We start from the raw sequence: 18365 nt of genomic DNA, 5'->3' as shown, positions 1-18365 counted from the left end.
TGGGAGTCCGCCGAGGGACTCTAGATGACCAAGACGAGGGCGCAGAGCCGCCTTTGCGTTGCAGGGTGATGGCACTTACTTAGCCGTGTACCGCAGCAAAAATGGGACGTGTCACAGATATTTCACCAAAAGTCTATCCGAGCATGTCGATCAGACCATTGAAAATATTGGCGCACCCGACACGATTCGAACGTGTGACCTCTGCCTTCGGAGGGCAGCGCTCTATCCAGCTGAGCTACGGGTGCCCGGGGCGCTGGGCGCCCAAACGGTTCGGCGGGAACCTACTGTAAGCGCGAGCGGGGTGCAACAGGGATTTGACCCGGTGCGACCAGGGAATGGTTCTCGGGGCCCATGGCCTGCAGCGGACCTTGCGGGGTGGCAAACACCGTGCATAGATGCGACTAAAGTCTATCGAGTTGGGAGGCTCGCCTTGGGGGGAAATCGGGATATAAATGGCTTGGCGTGGCTGCGGCTTCTGGCGGTGACCCTCACTGTTGCCATTGGCGCAGCTCACCCGGCACAGGCCCAGCGGCCCGATGCGCAGGATATGCTGGTGGGCTGGAATCGGCTGATTCTTGAACTTGTTCGGCACACGCCCACTTATTCTCCGCCCGTGGCCAGCCGCGCATTTGCCTATCTGGGGGTTACCGCTTATGAGACGGTGGCAAGCGGGGACGACCGGTTCCTAACGCTCGCCGGCCAGCTCAATGCGCTTGAGCCCCTGCCCACACGGGAACCCGACGCCGCCTACGATGAAGCGATCCTGCTGCATGCGGCGATGAGCTTTGGCGCCAATGCGTTTTTCGGCAATACCGGTCCCACTGGCCAGCGCGCCATGAATACCATGGACACCCGCACGGCAGCGATGCTGGCCGAGGGGATCGATCAGGAAATCGTTGCCCGCAGCACGACGCTGGGCACCGCAATCGGACAGCATATCCTGGATTGGTCACTCGATGATGGCGGGGCGGTCGTTGAAAATCTGGGTTTCCCCTATGATTTCGAGACCGTGGAAGACCCCGCTCTCTGGGTCCCCACCAATCGGGTAGCGGTGCAGCAGGCGCCGCTGTTGCCCGGCTGGGGACACAACCGCCCCTTTGCCATGCCCGCAGGCAACAGTTGTGCTCTGCCGCCACCACCCGCCTTCAGCCAAGAGCCGGGCTCGGCGTTTTACGAGGAGGCCATGGAGGTCCACGACGCGGTGGTCAACCTGACTGACGAGCAGGAGGCCATCGCCCGGTTCTGGTCGGACGATCCGATGCTGTCGCCTACGCCGCCGGGCCATTGGATCTTCCTCACGCTCGATGCGCTCGAAGGCAAGGATGCCGATCTCGCCGAAACCGTCGATGTTCTGGCCCGGCTCGGTATCGTGCTGGCTGATTCATTTATCGGGTGTTGGGACGCAAAATATCAGTACAACCTCGTGCGCCCGGTGACCTATCTCAACCGACTGGTCGATCCGAATTGGCAGCCCATCCTGATCACCCCACCCTTTCCCGAATATCCTTCGGGTCATTCCACCCAATCGGGCGCTGCCGCGGGCATGCTGCAAGCTCATTTCGGCGAAAAGTTCGCTTTTTCCGACCGGACCCATGAAGATGACGGGCTGGCTGTCCGGCACTATTTAAGTTTCTGGGAGGCAGCCGAAGAAGCGGCGATCTCGCGGCTCTATGGCGGTATTCACTTCCGCTCAGCCATAGAACAGGGGCTCGAACAGGGCTTGTGCATCGCCGGATTCACCAACGCGCTGGTAACGCGGGGCTCGTCATGATGCGATTTGCGATCGGGGTAATCCTTCTTGCGGCACCCGCGTTGGGTCAGGAGTCAACCATTCCACGTTTTGTCGAGGTCACCGACAGCGCCGAGATCGACAGCGTCTTTTCGGGCGAGTGGGAGTATATGGTGGGCGGGGGTGTAGCCGTCTTTGATTGTGACGCCAACAGCTTGCCCGATATGGTGTTGGCCGGTGGCTCCGCTATGGCAAAATTATACCGCAACACCGGCGAAGTTGGCGGCGCGCTCAGCTTTGCAGAAGCGGCAAGCGGGTTGGAGATGGACGCCGTAACCGGCGCCTATCCCCTCGATATCAACAGCGACGGCATTATGGATGTGGTACTGCTGAGGGTGGGTGAAAACCAGCTCATGCGCGGGCTGGGCGATTGCCGGTTCGAAAGCGCCAACACCGATTGGGGGTTTGATGGTGGGGACGGCTGGTCCACGGCCTTTGCCGCCACCTGGGAGGCCGGGCAAAGCTGGCCGACAATCGCCATCGGCAATTATGTCGATCGATATGAAACGATGATGCCCTGGGGATCGTGCACCGACAACTGGCTGCACCGTCCGGACATCACTGACGATCGTTTCGGCGGGCCGATCCCGCTGACACCGAGCTATTGCGCGCTTTCGATGCTGTTTACCGACTGGAACCGGTCGGGCACGCCATCGCTGCGCGTTTCCAATGACAGGGAGTATTACAAGGGCGGGCAGGAACAGCTCTGGCGCATCCATGCCGGCTTGGCGCCTGAACTTTACGGCCCCGACGACGGCTGGCAGCGGTTGCGCATCTGGGGCATGGGCATTGCCGGCCACGATCTCAATTCAGATGGCTATCCAGAATATTTCCTCACCTCGATGGCCGACAACAAGCTTCAGGTGCTGTCCGAAATTCCTGACGCGGGCGCCCCGCTTCCGGTCTATTCCGACCTTGCCTATGCGCGCGGCGTCACCGCGCACCGCCCCTATACTGGCGGAGAGATCAAGCCCTCGACGGCATGGCATGCCCAATTCGAGGACATCAACAATGACGGGCTGACCGATCTGTTCGTCGCCAAGGGCAATGTGTGGGAGATGCCCGATTTCGCGCTGCTCGATCCCAATAATCTACTGCTCCAGCAGCCGGACGGCACGTTCTTCGAAGCGGGAGAAGAGGCGGGGGTTGCCAGTCTTCTGACCGCGCGCGGCGCAGCACTGGCCGATTTCAATCTCGACGGTCGGCTCGATCTCGTCGTCGTCAATCGGCACGCCAACGCCCAGCTTTGGCAAAATGTCAGCGACAATTTGGGCAACTGGCTGGCAATAGCCCCCCACCAGTCTGGCGCCAATCGCGATGCCATCGGCGGTTGGATCGAGGTGCGGACGGGCGATGGTGTTCAGCGCCGCGAGATCACATCGGGCGGCGGGCATGTGAGCGGGGTCGCGGGATTTGCTCATTTCGGGCTGGGCGATGCGCAAAGGGCGGATATCCGTATGCTCTGGCCTGACGGCACCGAAGGTGAATGGCAGGCCGTACAAGCGGGAGTCTTTTACAGTCTCGAACGCGATGCGCCATTGGCGCGCCGGCATCCGGACGCGAACTGAAAAACCATAAGCCAAAATGTCGGCTGACCTAGAGATAGCTCGTCCTTGGGGCAGGACGCGGGACATGATCCCGCGCGGCGCGCTCAAAGGAGAGATGAAATGAGAAAGCTCAGTGTTGCTGCCTTTGTCAGTCTTGACGGGGTTGTGCAGGGCCCTGGCGGCCCGCAGGAAGATACCGATAACGGCTTTACGCTCGGCGGATGGACGGTGCCCTATTTCGACGAAGCCGTCGGCAAGGCCATGGAGGCCATTCTTTCCGATCCGTACGATCTGTTGCTGGGTCGCCGGACCTATGAGATCTTTGCCAATCACTGGCCAAAGCTCGAGGGGCAAGACGAATTGGCCGACGAGTTCGGCGCCATCAACAAATATGTCGCCACCTGCAACCCCGGCTATGCAACGGACTGGCAAAACAGCCATGTTCTCAAGGGCGATGCCGTTGCGGCGGTGCGCCAGCTCAAAACCGAAGAGGGGCGAAACCTTCTCACGCAAGGTTCGGCGCAATTGATCCAAGCGCTATTCGCCTCAGACGTGGTCGATGAAATTCACACCCTCACCTTCCCGGTGCTGCTGGGAAAGGGCAAGCGGCTGTTCGGTGGCGGCGAGGCGCCCAGTGCGCTGAGGCTGATCGGTTCGGTCACCTCACCGAGCGGGGTTACCATCAACCGCTACGGAGTTGCCGGCGCGGTCCAGACGGGAAGCTTCGCGCTGGAATAGGCATCAAGGGCGCCGATCGTTTCGGCGCCCCCATGCTGTCAGCCCATCGACATGATCTCGAGCAGTTCCACTTCGCCCTCCCACTGCGGCCAGTGGGTCTCGTGCAGTTCGAGAAATTTACGAACCCAGGCGACGGCCTCAGCCTCGCTGTCGAGCTCGTAGATGGCAAAGCCGGCGACCACTTCCTTGGTCTCGGTGAAGGGGCCGTCCACCTTGAGCTTGCCCTTTTTGATCGCGCCCAACCCCATTCTGGCCATGCCGCCATTGTCGATGAGCTTGGGCCCGGCCTCCTGGGCCAAACCCCCGATCGCCATCATCAGTTCGGCGGGCGGCTGGCCGATTTCGGCCGCGTTGGTGGTGGTCACCATGGTGAGATATTTCATCTGTCCGTTCTCCATATTGAGCCGACCCGCCATGCGGGCCGACCAAAGGACGACCGGAGCTTAGGCCACCCGACATTTTTTATTCAGACAGAAAATCTGGATCAATCATCCATCTTGAGCGCCTTGATGAAAGCTTCCTGGGGGATTTCGACCTTGCCGAACTGGCGCATTTTCTTTTTCCCCTCCTTCTGCTTTTCGAGCAGCTTGCGCTTGCGGGTCGCGTCGCCGCCATAGCATTTGGCGGTCACGTCCTTGCGCATGGCGCGCACCGTCTCGCGGGCGATGATGCGCCCACCGATGGCGGCCTGGATGGGAATGACGAACAGGTGCGGGGGGATCAGATCCTTCAATTTTTCGCACATCTGGCGTCCGCGATGCTCGGCCTGGGAACGGTGCACCAGCATCGAGAGCGCATCGACCGGCTCGGCGTTGACCAGAATACTCATCTTGACCAGATCGCCGGCGCGATAATCGTCGAGCTGGTAATCGAAACTCGCATAGCCCTTGGAGATCGATTTGAGCCGATCGTAGAAATCGAACACGACTTCGTTGAGCGGCAGATCATATTCCACCATGGCCCGCTGGCCGACATAACTCAGATTGGTCTGGATGCCGCGCCGGTCCTGGCAGAGCTTCAAAATCGCGCCGAGGTAATCGTCGGGCGTCAGAATCGTCGCCTTGATCCAGGGCTCGCGGATTTCCTCGATCTTGACCACATCGGGCAGGTCGGCCGGATTGTGCAGCAACAGCTCTGTGCCGTCAGTCATCTGCACCTCATAGACCACGGAGGGCGCCGTGGTGATGAGATCGAGATTGAACTCGCGGGTCAGCCGCTCCTGGATGATCTCGAGATGCAAAAGTCCCAGAAAGCCGCAACGGAACCCAAACCCAAGCGCCGCCGAAGTTTCCATCTCGAAGGAAAAGCTCGCATCGTTCAAGCGCAGCTTGCCCATGGCAGCCCGCAGATCTTCGAAATCCGACGCATCGACCGGAAACAGGCCGCAGAACACAACGGGCTGGGCCGGACGGAAACCGGGAAGCGGTTCGGCCGTCGGCTTTCTGTCGTCGGTAATGGTGTCGCCGACATTGGTATCGGCCACTTCCTTGATCGAGGCGGTGAAGAACCCGATTTCGCCTGGCCCCAGTTCGCCCACTTCGACAAGCTTGGGGGTAAACACACCCACCCGGTCGAGTTCATAGGAGGCGCCTGCCTGCATCATGCGGATCTTCTGGCCCTTCCTGATACGTCCGTCGATCACCCGGATCAGCACCACCACGCCCAGATAGAGGTCGTACCAGCTGTCGACAAGCATGGCCTTGAGCGGAGCATTCTCATCGCCTTTCGGCGCTGGCAGACGCTCGACGATTGCGGCTAATACCTTGTCGATCCCCAGCCCGGTCTTGGCGGAAATTTCCACCGCCTCGGAGGCATCGATGCCGATCACGTCCTCGATCTGCTGCTTGACGCGCTCGGGTTCGGCGGCCGGCAGATCGATCTTGTTTAATACCGGCACGATCTCGTGGTTCACCTCGATGGCGTGATAGACATTGGCCAATGTCTGCGCCTCGACGCCCTGGGCGGCATCGACAACAAGGAGCGAGCCTTCGCACGCGGCGAGCGAGCGGTTGACCTCATATGCAAAATCGACATGGCCCGGGGTATCGATCAGGTTGAGCACATAGTGCTCGCCATCGGTGTGCTCATATTCGAGCCGCACGGTCTGGGCCTTGATGGTGATGCCCCGCTCGCGCTCGATATCCATGGAATCGAGCACCTGCTCTTTCATCTCGCGCAGATCGAGCCCGCCAGTGAGCTGGATCAGGCGGTCGGCAAGCGTCGATTTCCCGTGGTCGATGTGGGCCACGATGGAAAAATTGCGGATCCGGGAAAGCGGGGTCTTCTGCGGTGTTTTCATGGGGCCGCTGATAGCAGCAAACCCGGCGTTTCGGGAAGATGGTTTGTGCGCGGTTAACGCGAGTTTTGGCAACATGTCGCGGCTTTGCGCGTTGGAGATGGGTCTGATCGCCTTTCGGAGCCGCAAATGACCCGCATCGCCGTGCTGTTTTCTTTGGTCCTGTTCACAGCAATGCCGACCATCGGCCAGGAAATCCAGGCCGAGCCCCCGCTGCCCCAACCGCGCCCCGAAGAGTTGGGCGGCGACAATGGGGTTGAGGAGGCGCCTCTCGCCGAGCCCGAGACCAAGCAAGTGGATAAGCCCGAGCGGCAAACCGGCGAACTCGAACGCGTCTATCAGGCCGCCTGTCCGGCCCTGCTCACCGGATCGATTATCGGACAAATGGTGTCGCCTCTATCGGAAGGCAGTTGCGGGTTGCAAAGCCCGATCGCGGTGTCAGGTATTGTCGTCAATGGAAGGGAAATCCCGCTTTCGGGCACGCCGGTCACCAATTGCACGATGGCCACCGCGTTGGCCGATTGGGCCGGCGAGGTCGATGCCTATGCCGTCGCGGTGCTCGATACAGAAATTGAAAGCCTCGTCACCGGGCCGGGCTACACCTGCCGCCTGCGCAATGGGGCCGATACGGGGTTCGTATCCGAACACGGCCTGGGCAACGCGATCGACATCACCGCCGTCGATTTGGTCGATGGGAGCACCATTTCGGTGCTTGACGATTGGCGTGCCCTGCCGGCCCAGCCGGAAGCCAAATTCTTAGGCTTTGCCCATTCGGCGGCGTGTGGGCGGTTCACAACGGTCCTCGGCCCCGAAGCCAATTCCGAACACGAGGACCATTTCCACTTCGATCTGGGCTGTCACGGCCAAAGCTGCACAGCCCAGATCTGTGAATAGACCTACTGGGTAAGGCTCATTGCGATCAGCGCACCCTGTTGCATCTGGGGCACCAGAACCATCGACTCGTGGGCAGAAATATCGGCAGCGCCGGCGCCCACAGTGGCGAGTTCGACAGTGTCCCCATCGCGCCAGCCATAGATGGTGCCGGTCGGGTTGTCATTAAAGACGATGATATCGCCGATGGCCGCCACCCCGTCGATAGCGCCGATTTCAGTGGCACCATCCAGCGGGGTTACACCGGTGGCGTTCCCGTCGACGCCATAGAGTCCTCCCGGTGTCCCGAAGGTGAAATTTTCGCCCATATCGGCACCCATCGAGCCGACGATGATCTGCCCGTCATGGGCAAAAAGCCCATTGGGGAAGGTAATCCCGTCATCGGGGCCGAACCAGATCGACGCCTCGCCATCGGCATAGCGCCAGATGGTCTGGCCGAACATGTCGGAAATGTAGACATTGCCATCATCATCGGCGGTGACATCATTGGGAAACGCTGCACCTTGCATGGTGACGGTTTCCACAAGCGTCCCGTCGTCCAACGAGACAATATGGAAGCCCATATTGTCGGCGACAAACAACTGGCCGTCGACGATGGCCATGCCGCGCGGGTCCTGCAGGCCGGTCACCCATTGCTCCTCGACCATCTCGCCATCGGGCGAAACGAGCGAGAGATAACCGTTTTCGCCGGCCTCGGCGCCCATGGCGACCATGTTGCCGATGATAATGCGCTCGTTGGCGGTGTCGTAAATCACCGATTCTGGCATCTGGAACCCTTCCAGGCGCCAGGATTCGGTCAGTTCCATGCCCAGGGCCGGCAGTGCAAGGCTCGATGCGGCACAAGCCGCCAGAAGGGCGAGCGTCAGATTTTTCATGGGTCTTCTCCTCATCTGGGCGCCATCCACCCGGCGCCCGAGGTCAAACTTTAGCAATCTGACCGCGGCCTGTCATGTGCGACCATGGGGCAATGGGCTTCCTGGCGCGGGTGATAGGCCGGCAGGTCGGCCAGAGTGTGCAAATCGAGATGGTCCAGCGCTTCGAAATCGTGCGGTCGGGTTCCGATCTGGGGATCGGGCTCAGTGAGAAACCGGAAGAGTGCTTTTAACATTTGTCGTGGCCTTGGATAAATTTTCCCTCAGTATCGACCAGCAGAACAGCTGCGACCATCGACATCTTCTGCACCCGCGTTTAGAAAAACTATATGGATGAAGCGACCACCATTCCCTTCAATGCCCTCCATGCCCTCGCTCTTGTGGCGCGGCACAGGGCGCTTGGCCCAGCCGCCGGGGCGCTCGGCGTGACGCCGGGCGCTGTCAGTCAGCAGATTCGCCGCGCGGAGGACCGGTGTGGGCTGGCTCTGTTTGAGCGCACGACCAAAGGGCTGGTGCCCACCCGTGCCCTCTTGGCGGTTCTGGCCGATCTCGAGGCCGGGTTTGTCGCCCTTGGCCGCGCGCAGGCAGGTCTCATGGCGCCCTCACAGGACCGTAACCTTCTGACCGTCACCGTGGGCAATGTTTTTGCTTCGCGCTGGCTCATCTGGCGGTTGGCCGATCTGGGTGCCGTCCATCCCGAGATCGAGCTGAAACTCCTGACCACCGGCGCACTTGTCGATCTCGGACGACCGGACGTCGATTGCGCCATCCGGTTCGGGGCCGGTGACTGGCCGGGCGTTATGGCAGAGCCCATCGGCACCCATGCGGTGTTTCCCGTCTGCGCGCCCGGACTGGCCGAGCGGCTCAAAACGCCGGCTGATCTGGCCAATGTTCCCGTCATCATGGATCAGGCGTCTATGCTTTCATGGCCCGACTGGCTGGCGGCCGTGGGCCAGACGGGTCTGAAACTTTCGGGCCCCGCGATTTCCGATCCTGCCCTGGCTTTCGACGCGGCCATTGCCGGCCAGGGCGTGCTGTTGGCGCTTGGCATCACGGCCGAATATGGACTGGAGCGCGGTCAGGTGGTCGCTCCGTTCCCCACCATTACGCATTCGAAATTCGGCTACTGGTTTGCGACTGCCAGGGGTCGTGAGTTGCCTGCCCGCACACGCAAATTCCGCTCATGGCTGGTGAGCCAGATGGAAGCGTGCGAAACCGCGACGCAAAAGGTGGTTGCCAGCCACGCCCTATAGTTTAGAATAGTTCTAAACTATTTGATCGGGTGTCCTTCAATGCTGACCACCTTCCGCCCCGCTCGGCGCGATTTTTCATCCCTGTCCGAAAGGGAAATCCTTGCGCTGGCCATATCGTCCGAAGAAGAAGATGGGCGCATCTATGCGGCCTATGCCGAGCGGTTGCGCGAGGACTATCCGTCGAGCGCCGCAATTTTCGATGGCATGGCCGCCGAAGAGGACCAGCACCGTCGCCTGCTGATCGACCGCTATGCATCGCGTTTCGGGCCCTCGATTGTGCCGATCCGGCGCGAGCATGTCCGCGGCTTTTATGCCCGCAAGCCGGTTTGGCTGATGGCCGAGCTCGATCTGGACACGGTGCGCAACCAGGCCCGCGACATGGAGCAGGACGCGGCGCGGTTTTATGCTGAGGCGATCAAGCAGACCGAGGATGCCGAGACCCGCAAGCTTTTGGGCGATCTCGAACGCGCCGAACGCGGGCACGAACACAAGGCCGAAGCCCTCCATGACGCCCATCTCGATCCTGAAACCCGCGACAGCGAAAAAACCACGGCGCACCGCAATTTCGTTCTGACCTATATCCAGCCCGGACTTGCCGGGCTGATGGACGGTTCGGTCTCCACCCTGGCGCCGATCTTTGCCGCCGCCTTTGCCACGGGCGACACATGGTCGACATTTCTGATCGGTCTTGCCGCATCGGTGGGCGCTGGCATTTCCATGGGCTTTACCGAAGCGGCCAGCGACGATGGGCGTTTGACCGGGCGGGGCTCGCCCATCAAGCGCGGCTTCGCCTCGGGCATCATGACGGCCGTGGGTGGCCTGGGCCACGCCCTGCCCTATCTCATTCTCCATTTCTGGACCGCCACCACCATCGCCATGGCCGTCGTCGTCGTTGAGCTCTGGACCATCGCCTGGATTCAGAAGCGGTTCATGGACACCCCTTTCTGGCGCGCCGTCATGCAGGTGGTGCTCGGCGGCTCCCTGGTCTTTGCCGCAGGTATCATCATCGGCAATGCATAATTGAACCGTCTAACCCCAAAGACCGGGGGCAAAGGCACGCACCCTCCCTTGTTCTAGCGACACTATCGTTTCATAATTGAAACATGGATGTGTCCTGGGATGATCTTCGGCTGTTTCTCGACGTTGCCCGGCTTGGCGGGCTGTCGGCAGCGCGCGCCACGACAGGGTTGAGCGCGGCGACCTTGGGGCGACGGGTCACTGCGCTCGAACGCCAGATCGGCGAAACGCTTTTTGTGCGCGCTCAGAGAGGGTTTACCCTCACCAGCGCCGGCGAAGCGCTGCTCAAGCGCGCCGAGGATGTCGAAGCCGCAATGCGGGCGGTTACCCATTGGCGCGACGGGGCGATCGGCGCGCGGGTGGTGCGGGTGTCGGCAGGAGGCTGGACCACCGATTTTCTGTCCCGGCATATCGAAGAGCTCTGGTCACCCGATGACGGTTTCCGGGTCGAGTTTGTCACCGCCTATGACAAGGTCGATATCGGGCGCCGCGCCGCCGATATCGGAATCCGCAATTCGGCGCCGACCGAGCAGAGCCTTGCCGGCCGCAAGCTGACCCCGGTCGCCTATGCGCTCTATTGCGCGCCACGTCTGGTTGCGGGCGTACGCGATGGATTGTTCGTCGGGGTCTCCGGCCCCGCGGCAGCGACGGGCTCGGCGCGCTGGTTGCAGGCCCATCACGGCGATCGCATCGTGGTCAGCGGCAATGATGCCCACTCGGTGCGTGAACTGGTGGCAGCGGGCACGGGTATCACCGTACTGCCCTGCTTTATCGGCGACGTCGATCCGCGCCTGTCGCGCATCAGAGGCCCCATTCCCGACCTTGCGTCGCATCAATGGTTGATCCTGCATCATGAGGAGCGCCACAGTCCACCCGTCAGGACGCTCGCCAACCGGATCGCACGCCTGATGAGGGGTCATGCAAACCTGTTCGCTGGCGATATCTCATAGCTTGGCGCGCCGTCGCTGGTAGTAGAGCGCTCCCAGAATGGCCGCGATACCCAGCGCTGCAAGAAAAGCCGTGGTTCCGCCATCGGCAAACACCACAGCGTGCATGCGGCGTCCGGGCAGGAGCGTGAACGCTCCGGCAAGAATGAGCGAACCGGAATAAAGAGCTATCATATGGCTTCGATGGGCGCGGACATGGCCGCGCCGGATGGCGAGCACCGCCTGGACCAGACCCAGGAGTGTATAGAGCGAAAGGGCATGGATAAGGCTATAGGGCCCGAACATCCTGATCTCGGCGATCAGAAAGGATGAAAGCGCGACCACTATCATGAACCCGATCCAGATGCGGCCCATCGCCTTGTGAAGTCCTGTTCCCTTACACATCAGCAGAACGATGGTTCCCAGGGCAAGGGCCGCTATGGCGCTAACGGCATGAATCTGGATGGCGAGGGGCGACGCGATAAGGGCTGTTGCATCCATTGGACGGCTCCGGCATGTAGTTTGGGCGTGAGGCGGATGTGCACCGAGTGTCCAATGGGCGTCACAGCCGCAAGTCCGGATACGTGAACCAGGAATTTGTCTTCGTGAACGACAGCCCCATTCATTTCACGCTTCGCCAACTGCACGGCGTTTTTTCCAGTCCGCTGGCGTGGGGGATAATGGTGGGGGTGGGGGTAATCGCCGGGATTACCGGGCCCTTTTCAACATTTGCGCTTCTGGCGCCGACGCGGCGCATCGTCTATTGGCTGCTCATCGTTGTGGGCAGTTATGGAGCGGGCACAATCGGGGCGGCGCTTGCCCGGGCGCTGATCCTGCCCCGTGGCGGCCCGCTTTTGGCGCGCATCGCCGTGCTGGGCATCGGGTCCTCGATTCCCGTTACGGTCGCTGTCGCGATGATCAGCTGGCTGTTCTTTCCCGACCTCAGCTACACCGGACTAAGTCTTTTCGAACTCTATATCTATTGCCTTTTAATCAGCCTGGCGCTGATGGGTGTTATGGAAGGGGTGGTTGAGCCCCAACTCGAAAGGCGCAGGGATCAAACGACACCGGAAGCGGCAAAGATACCGAAAATTCTCGACCGCCTGCCTAATCATATGCGCGGGCCGCTCAGCCACATGTCGATGGCCGATCACTACGTGGAAGTTCATACGGACAAGGGTAAGTCATTGCTCTTAATGCGCCTTTCCGACGCGATCGCCGAAACCGAAGGGATTGACGGCCTTCGGATTCATCGCAGCCATTGGGTCGCCAAGCAGGCAATTTCATCGGTCAGGCGCGTTGACAGCCGCGTGGTCGTCCAGCTTGCGACAGGGGAAATGCTCCCAGTATCGCGCAGCTATCTCGCCGCGATACGCGCCCATGAAAAAGGCGCCGCCCAATGAGCAGCGCCTTTTGAAATCGTTAGGCTGGCAGGCCTAAAGCGTGCGCTGAACCTTTTCGACCCGATAGCATTCGATAACATCGCCGGGGCGCATGTCTTCGTATTTTTCGAATGCCATGCCGCATTCCTGACCGGACTGGACTTCCTTGACCTCCTCCTTGAAACGCTTGAGCGTCGAGAGCTTGCCCTCGTGGATAACCACGTTGTCGCGAATGAGGCGCACGCCGGCACCACGCTCGACCATGCCATCGGTAACCCGGCAGCCGGCGACCTTGCCGACCTTGGAGATGTTGAACACCTCGAGGATCTCGGCATTGCCCAGGAACGTCTCCCGCACTTCAGGCGCCAGCATCCCGCTCATCACGCCCTTAACGTCGTCGATCAGGTCGTAGATGATGTTGTAATAGCGGACTTCGATGCCTTCACGCTGCGCCAGTTCGGCGGCCTGCTTGTTGGCGCGCACGTTGAAGCCGACGATCACCGCACTGGACGCCGTTGCCAGGGTCACGTCGGACTCGGTGATCCCGCCCACGCCTGAATAGAGGATCTGGGCCGACACTTCGTCGGTCGAGAGCTTGTTGAGCGCAGTAACGATCGCTTCGACCGAACCCTGCACGTCGCCCTTGATGAGCAACGGGAATTTGGCGATGCCCGAAGCCTTGAGCTGATTCATCATCTGCTCGAGCGAGGTCGCACCGCCACCGGCGGTCTTTTCACGAATGACGCGCTGGCGGTATTCGGTGATCTCACGAGCGCGAGCTTCGCTTTCGACCACCGCGAAACGGTCGCCCGCGTCGGGAACACCGGAGAAGCCAAGCACTTCGACCGGCGTCGAAGGACCGGCGGATTTCACCTGCTCGCCCTTGTCGTCGATCAGTGCACGAACCTTGGCCCATTCGTTACCGGCCACGACGATGTCGCCAACGCTGAGCGTGCCGCGCTGCACCAGAACGGTCGCAACGGCACCACGGCCCTTGTCGAGCTTGGATTCGATGACCAGACCCTGAGCGGCGCCCTTTTCAGGCGATTTGAGCTCGAGCACCTCGGACTGTAGCAACACCGCTTCCAGCAGGCCGTCGAGATTGGTCTTCTTGAGCGCGGACACTTCCACGTCGAGCACTTCACCGCCCATCGATTCCACGAAAACTTCATGCTGAAGCAGTTCGGTGCGCACGCGGGTGGAATCGGCGCCCTGCTTGTCGATCTTGTTGATCGCCACGATGATCGGGACGCCCGCCGCCTTGGCGTGCTTGATCGATTCAATGGTCTGGGGCATCACGCCATCGTCGGCAGCCACCACCAGAATGGCGATATCTGTAGCCTGCGCACCGCGGGCGCGCATGGCGGTGAACGCCTCGTGGCCCGGCGTGTCCAGGAAGGTGATCTTCTGGCCGTTCTTTTCGACCTGATAGGCGCCGATGTGCTGAGTGATGCCACCGGCTTCGGTCGAGACAACATTGGCTTCACGGATCGCATCGAGCAGCGAGGTCTTGCCGTGGTCGACGTGGCCCATGATGGTCACGACTGGCGGCCGGTTGACCAGATCGCCAGCGTCATCACCACCAACGTCGTCAAACAGACCGCCTTCAACATCGCTTTCAGCAACGCGCTTGACGGTATGACCCATTTCGGTGGCGACCAGTTCGGCAGTGTCGGCATCGATGATGTCGTTGATCTTGAGCATCTGGCCCTGGGCCATCAAGAGCTTGATGACGTCCACGGCACGCTCGGCCATGCGGTTGGCCAGTTCGGCCACGGTGATTGCCTCGGGGATCGTGACTTCACGGGCCAGCTTGGGCTGGGCAACCTTGGTGTTGCGACCCATCTTCTTGTTCTGGCGCCGGCGCATGGCAGCCAGAGACGGTCCGCGCCGATCGCTATCGTCGAGCGCCGAATTGACGTTCAGGCGCCCACGCGAGTTGGAATCGCGGCGAGCAGGGGTTGCGCTGGGACGCGGTGCGGCATTGCGCTTGGCGCGTTCAAGCTCGTCCTTGTCGACAAGCGCTTTTGGACCGGGCGCAGCGCGGCGGCGCACGCGGTCATCCTCGCCTTCACCCGGAGGCGGCGGGGGCGGCATATCGGGCTGAGCTGCGCGCGGACTGGGCTTGGCAACGGGTTTGGGCCGGGCCTGTCCGGCCTTGACCGGCACGATGCCGTCTAGCTCGTCATTGACGGCTTCCTGGGCCTTGGCGGCTTCAACCGCGGCCGCACGGCGCTCGGCCTCTTCGCGCTCGGCCTTGCGGCGGGCATCGATCTCGGCGTGGCGCTGGGCCTCTTCCTCGGCCTTGGCACGATCTTCCTCGGCACGAGCCGCCGCTTCGCGCAGGGCGCGCTCGCGGGCCTGGTTCTCGTTTTGGGTGAGGCTGGCCGAATTTGCATTCTGTCGCGGGCTCGCCGACTGCGGGCGGCCGCCCGGACGAGAAGGCTGAGGCCTGCCGCCACCTGATGCATTGCCACCCGACTGTTGAGGCGCGCCCGTACCGGGCCCACCCACGCGGCGGGTGCGCTTTTCAACCACGACGGTGCGTGAGGACCGCGACATGCCGGGCCGTGCGCCAAGATTGGGCGCGCCCTTGAGGGTCAGGGTCTTTTTCCCCGAGCCCGAATTGTCGCTGGTCTTATCCTTATCGGTCATATGTTGCCGTCTTCTTCTCTGTCTGTGGCGTTGAAAAGGGCAAGCCGATTTGCCCGTTCAATCACCGAATTTGCTGCCGCGCCGGGAGTCAGCGCAGCGTGTATCACATTTTCGAGCCCCAATGCCAAACCCAATTGGGTCGACGAGAGAGATTCAATATGGACCAACCTGTCAGCGACCTCGCCGCGCCGGGCCCATTGCAGCATCTTGCGGCGTCCGTCGGGGGCTGCATCGCTGGCGGTAATCAGCGCGCCCACCCGTCCCGATTGAAGAACCGAAGCGACTTTGGCGGCGCCCGTCACCAGGATGCCGGCCTTGCGCGCCAACCCCAGAGTGCCTGTCAGGCGTTGTTCTAACCGGGTCCGCACCAGTTCTGCAAGGTCGGGCGGCACGGACACATTTTCCTTGAGGCTCCGCGCAAAAACCTTTTTGCGCACCGCCTCATCCACTGCAGGGGCAGAAAGGGTGATCCAGACGCCGCGGCCAGGGGCCTTGGCATCGACATCGGGCGCCAGAACCCCGTCGGGGGAAACCGCGAAGCGGATGAGCGCGGATGCGGGCTTTTCGGCCCGCGTGAGCGCGCACATCCTCTCTACATCTTTTTCGCGGCCCAATTGCGGCGCCCTTTTGTCCTTGTTCTGCCAAACGCCCCGATGAGGAGCAATGTCGCTATTGTGCGACCTCGCCCTCGGCGGGGACTCCGTCTTCACCTTCAACGAGTTCTGCCTGAGGCAGGTCGTCCTCAGTGATCCAGCCAGCCTTGAGGCGCGCGGCCATGATCATGTCCTCGGCCTCTTCCCTGGACAACGGGAAGGCCGAAAGCGTGCCTTCGAAGCGCTTGGTTTCACCGTCCTTGCGCTCGGTCCAGCCGATCAGATCGTCGGCAATATTGCCGGCGAAATCTTCGACAGTCTTGATTTCATCCTTGCCCAAGGCAACCAGCATTGCTGCCGAAAGACCCGGAATATCGTAAAGTGCGTCCTCGACACCGAGCTTTTTACGCTCCTCATCAAGCTCGCGTTCCTGCGCATCGAGGAATTCGGTGGCACGGTTCTGGATCTCTCCAGCCGTTTCCTCGTCAAAGCCGCCGATCGAGGCGATTTCCGCCAGATCGACATAGGCCAGTTCCTCGATCGAGGAGAAGCCTTCCGATGCGAGCAACTGGGCAACCATCTCGTCCACGTCGAGCGCGTTCATAAAGAGCGCCGTCCGCTCGGTGAATTCCTTCTGGCGGCGTTCGGATTCTTCCTGCTCGGTCAGGATGTCGATGTCCCAGCCGATCAGCTGGCTGGCCAGTCGCACGTTCTGGCCACGGCGACCGATGGCAAGCGAAAGCTGTTCGTCGGGAACCACCACTTCGATGCGCTCTGCCTGTTCGTCGAGCACCACCTTGGCGACATCGGCAGGCTGGAGCGCGGATACGACCAGATCTGCTATATTGTTCGTCCAGGGGATAATATCAATCTTTTCACCCTGCAATTCTCCGACAACCGCCTGAACACGCGAACCGCGCATACCCACGCAGGCACCGACCGGATCGATCGAAGAATCCGAGGAGGTCACGGCGATCTTTGCGCGTGAGCCCGGGTCACGGGCGATCGAGCGGATGGTGATGATGCCGTCGTAGATTTCCGGCACTTCCTGGGCGAAGAGCTTGGCCATGAACTGGGGATGGGTGCGCGAGAGGAAAATCTGCGGCCCGCGCTGCTCACGGCGCACGTCATAAATGTAGGCACGGACGCGGTCGCCATAGCGGAACTGTTCACGCGGGATCAGCTCGTCGCGGCGGATAATGGCTTCACCGCGGCCGAGATCGACGATCACATTGCCATATTCGACGCGCTTGACCGAACCGTTGACGATTTCGCCGACACGGTCCGCATATTCTTCGTACATCCTGTCGCGTTCGGCATCACGCACCTTCTGGACGATGACCTGCTTTGCCGACTGGGCTGCGATACGGCCGAATTCGATCGGGGGGAGCGGCTCGGTCACGTAATCGCCGAGTTTGGCGGCGTCGTTTTTGGCAAGCGCTTCCTTGAGGGAAATCTGGCGGCCATATTCTTCGACACGCTCGACGATTTCGAGCAGGCGCCACAGGCGCAATTCGCCGGTGCGGGGATTGATCTCGGCCTTGACCTCGGTTTCGGCACCGTAGCGAGCCTTGGCGGCGCGCTGAATGGCCTCTTCCATAGCTTCGATGACGATCATGCGGTCGATGGACTTTTCGCGCGCCACGGCATCGGCGATCTGCAAAAGCTCCAACCTGTTCGCTGAAACGGCCATTGGATCAATTCTCCTGGGTTCGCTCGTCGGCGTCGCCGCCGTCGGTTTCTTCAATGATGGTCTCGACGTCCTCATCGGCTTCGTCGTAATCGGGATTTTCTGCCTGACGCTTGCGCGCCTCATCGAGCAGCTTGTCGGTCATCAAAAGCTTTGCTTCGGCCAAGAGTGCCAGCGGCAGCACATGAACGGGATCGGTTCCAACCGGTGCGTCGGGCAGGCGGATCGAAAACGTGTCATCGTCAGCGCCGACGATATCGCCGCGGAAGCGCTTGCGGCCCTCGATCATTTCGCCGAGCTCGACCTTGGCTTCGTGTCCGACCCAAGCCTGGAAATCGCGGGCCCGAACCAGCGGCCGATCGACGCCGGGTGAGGATATCTCGAGGTGATATTCGCGGTCGATGGGATCTTCGAGATCCAGTACCGGGTTGAGATCGTGGTGAAGCTTTTCGCAATCGGTGATGGCGAAATGTCCATTTTCGTCCTCGCACATGATCTGCAGCGTGCAGCCATTGTCATTGCTGATGCGCACGCGAACCAGATCATAGCCCAGCGATTGGGCCACCGGCTCGACGATTGCCGCAACACGCGCCTCGAGTGCGGATTCGCGGATGTAGCGTTTTGTATTGGCAGTCATGCTTACCCTGATTGAGGTAATAAAAAAGAGCGGGGCCGGTCGGCACCCACTCTCTCATTTTCCGAGATTGTTAGGCATC

17 protein-coding genes and 1 tRNA gene are annotated in these 18365 nt (G+C 61.1%); 8 read left to right on the top strand and 10 right to left on the bottom strand.

Annotated features, from left to right (window positions below; all coding sequences use genetic code 11):
• Positions 1–168 precede the first annotated feature (168 nt).
• Positions 169–245, bottom strand: a tRNA-Arg gene (locus tag AACZ55_RS04130).
• A gap of 212 nt (positions 246–457) precedes the next feature.
• Between AACZ55_RS04130 and AACZ55_RS04125 the strand changes: the two genes are divergently transcribed.
• The 3 genes from AACZ55_RS04125 (at position 458) to AACZ55_RS04115 (ending at position 4074) form a co-directional block, all read left to right on the top strand.
• Entirely contained in the window at positions 458–1771 is a 1314-nt protein-coding gene (locus tag AACZ55_RS04125; protein WP_339643400.1) for a vanadium-dependent haloperoxidase, read from the top strand.
• Positions 1768–3357 (top strand): CRTAC1 family protein, encoded by a 1590-nt coding sequence (locus AACZ55_RS04120; RefSeq protein WP_339643397.1) that lies wholly within the window; start codon positions 1768–1770, stop codon positions 3355–3357. Before AACZ55_RS04125 ends, AACZ55_RS04120 begins: the two co-directional genes overlap by 4 nt.
• A gap of 99 nt (positions 3358–3456) precedes the next feature.
• Positions 3457–4074, top strand: coding sequence for a dihydrofolate reductase family protein (locus AACZ55_RS04115; RefSeq protein ID WP_339643395.1), 618 nt, complete (start codon positions 3457–3459; stop codon positions 4072–4074).
• 38 nt (positions 4075–4112) lie between these two features.
• Here the strand turns inward: AACZ55_RS04115 and AACZ55_RS04110 are convergent, their stop codons facing one another.
• Positions 4113–4457 carry a YciI family protein gene (locus AACZ55_RS04110; protein WP_338608178.1) on the bottom strand — a complete coding sequence of 115 codons (345 nt, stop codon included), beginning with the start codon at positions 4455–4457 and terminating at the stop codon, positions 4113–4115.
• Positions 4458–4558: 101 nt separating this feature from the next.
• On the bottom strand, positions 4559–6373 hold the full coding sequence (gene lepA / locus AACZ55_RS04105; protein WP_338608179.1) for a translation elongation factor 4: 1815 nt from the start codon (positions 6371–6373) through the stop codon (positions 4559–4561).
• A 126-nt stretch (positions 6374–6499) separates the two neighbouring features.
• On the opposite strand from lepA, the gene AACZ55_RS04100 reads away from it, so the two are divergent.
• Positions 6500–7264 (top strand): extensin family protein, encoded by a 765-nt coding sequence (locus AACZ55_RS04100; RefSeq protein ID WP_339643391.1) that lies wholly within the window; start codon positions 6500–6502, stop codon positions 7262–7264.
• A gap of 2 nt (positions 7265–7266) precedes the next feature.
• Here the strand turns inward: AACZ55_RS04100 and AACZ55_RS04095 are convergent, their stop codons facing one another.
• On the bottom strand, positions 7267–8136 hold the full coding sequence (locus AACZ55_RS04095) for an ATP/GTP-binding protein (RefSeq protein ID WP_339643388.1): 870 nt from the start codon (positions 8134–8136) through the stop codon (positions 7267–7269).
• A gap of 50 nt (positions 8137–8186) precedes the next feature.
• Positions 8187–8369, bottom strand: coding sequence for a hypothetical protein (locus tag AACZ55_RS04090; RefSeq protein ID WP_339643385.1), 183 nt, complete (start codon positions 8367–8369; stop codon positions 8187–8189).
• A gap of 93 nt (positions 8370–8462) precedes the next feature.
• Between AACZ55_RS04090 and AACZ55_RS04085 the strand changes: the two genes are divergently transcribed.
• The 3 genes from AACZ55_RS04085 to AACZ55_RS04075 all read left to right on the top strand — a co-directional run bounded on the left by AACZ55_RS04085 (position 8463) and on the right by AACZ55_RS04075 (position 11353).
• On the top strand, positions 8463–9386 hold the full coding sequence (locus AACZ55_RS04085; protein ID WP_339643382.1) for a LysR substrate-binding domain-containing protein: 924 nt from the start codon (positions 8463–8465) through the stop codon (positions 9384–9386).
• A gap of 39 nt (positions 9387–9425) precedes the next feature.
• Positions 9426–10406, top strand: coding sequence for an iron exporter MbfA (mbfA, locus tag AACZ55_RS04080; protein ID WP_339643379.1), 981 nt, complete (start codon positions 9426–9428; stop codon positions 10404–10406).
• An 89-nt stretch (positions 10407–10495) separates the two neighbouring features.
• Positions 10496–11353, top strand: coding sequence for a LysR family transcriptional regulator (locus AACZ55_RS04075; RefSeq protein ID WP_339643376.1), 858 nt, complete (start codon positions 10496–10498; stop codon positions 11351–11353).
• On the opposite strand, the gene AACZ55_RS04070 is transcribed toward AACZ55_RS04075, so the two are convergent.
• Positions 11348–11830, bottom strand: coding sequence for a DUF2306 domain-containing protein (locus AACZ55_RS04070; RefSeq protein ID WP_339643373.1), 483 nt, complete (start codon positions 11828–11830; stop codon positions 11348–11350). The two genes, AACZ55_RS04075 and AACZ55_RS04070, sit on opposite strands and share 6 nt — an antisense overlap.
• Positions 11831–11934: 104 nt before the next feature.
• Between AACZ55_RS04070 and AACZ55_RS04065 the strand changes: the two genes are divergently transcribed.
• The gene (locus tag AACZ55_RS04065; RefSeq protein WP_339643370.1) at positions 11935–12732 is read left to right on the top strand and encodes a LytTR family DNA-binding domain-containing protein; all 798 of its coding nucleotides are present in this window, start codon (positions 11935–11937) and stop codon (positions 12730–12732) included.
• 33 nt (positions 12733–12765) lie between these two features.
• Here the strand turns inward: AACZ55_RS04065 and infB are convergent, their stop codons facing one another.
• The 4 genes from infB to rimP all read right to left on the bottom strand — a co-directional run bounded on the left by infB (position 12766) and on the right by rimP (position 18286).
• Positions 12766–15366: a translation initiation factor IF-2 gene (gene infB / locus AACZ55_RS04060; RefSeq protein ID WP_339643367.1), complete on the bottom strand. Its 2601-nt coding sequence runs from the start codon at positions 15364–15366 to the stop codon at positions 12766–12768.
• Positions 15363–15953: an RNA-binding protein gene (locus tag AACZ55_RS04055; protein WP_338608190.1), complete on the bottom strand. Its 591-nt coding sequence runs from the start codon at positions 15951–15953 to the stop codon at positions 15363–15365. Before AACZ55_RS04055 ends, infB begins: the two co-directional genes overlap by 4 nt.
• A gap of 82 nt (positions 15954–16035) precedes the next feature.
• Positions 16036–17652 (bottom strand): transcription termination factor NusA, encoded by a 1617-nt coding sequence (gene nusA, locus AACZ55_RS04050; RefSeq protein WP_338608191.1) that lies wholly within the window; start codon positions 17650–17652, stop codon positions 16036–16038.
• A 4-nt stretch (positions 17653–17656) separates the two neighbouring features.
• Positions 17657–18286: a ribosome maturation factor RimP gene (gene rimP, locus AACZ55_RS04045; protein WP_339643363.1), complete on the bottom strand. Its 630-nt coding sequence runs from the start codon at positions 18284–18286 to the stop codon at positions 17657–17659.
• Between the last annotated feature and the right edge of the window lie 79 nt (positions 18287–18365).

It is taken from the genome of uncultured Pelagibacterium sp., assembly GCF_963972885.1.
GTDB lineage: Bacteria > Pseudomonadota > Alphaproteobacteria > Rhizobiales > Devosiaceae > Pelagibacterium > Pelagibacterium nitratireducens.
Note: the sequence above shows the minus strand (reverse complement) of the source record. Positions and strands in the feature narration are given on the sequence as shown.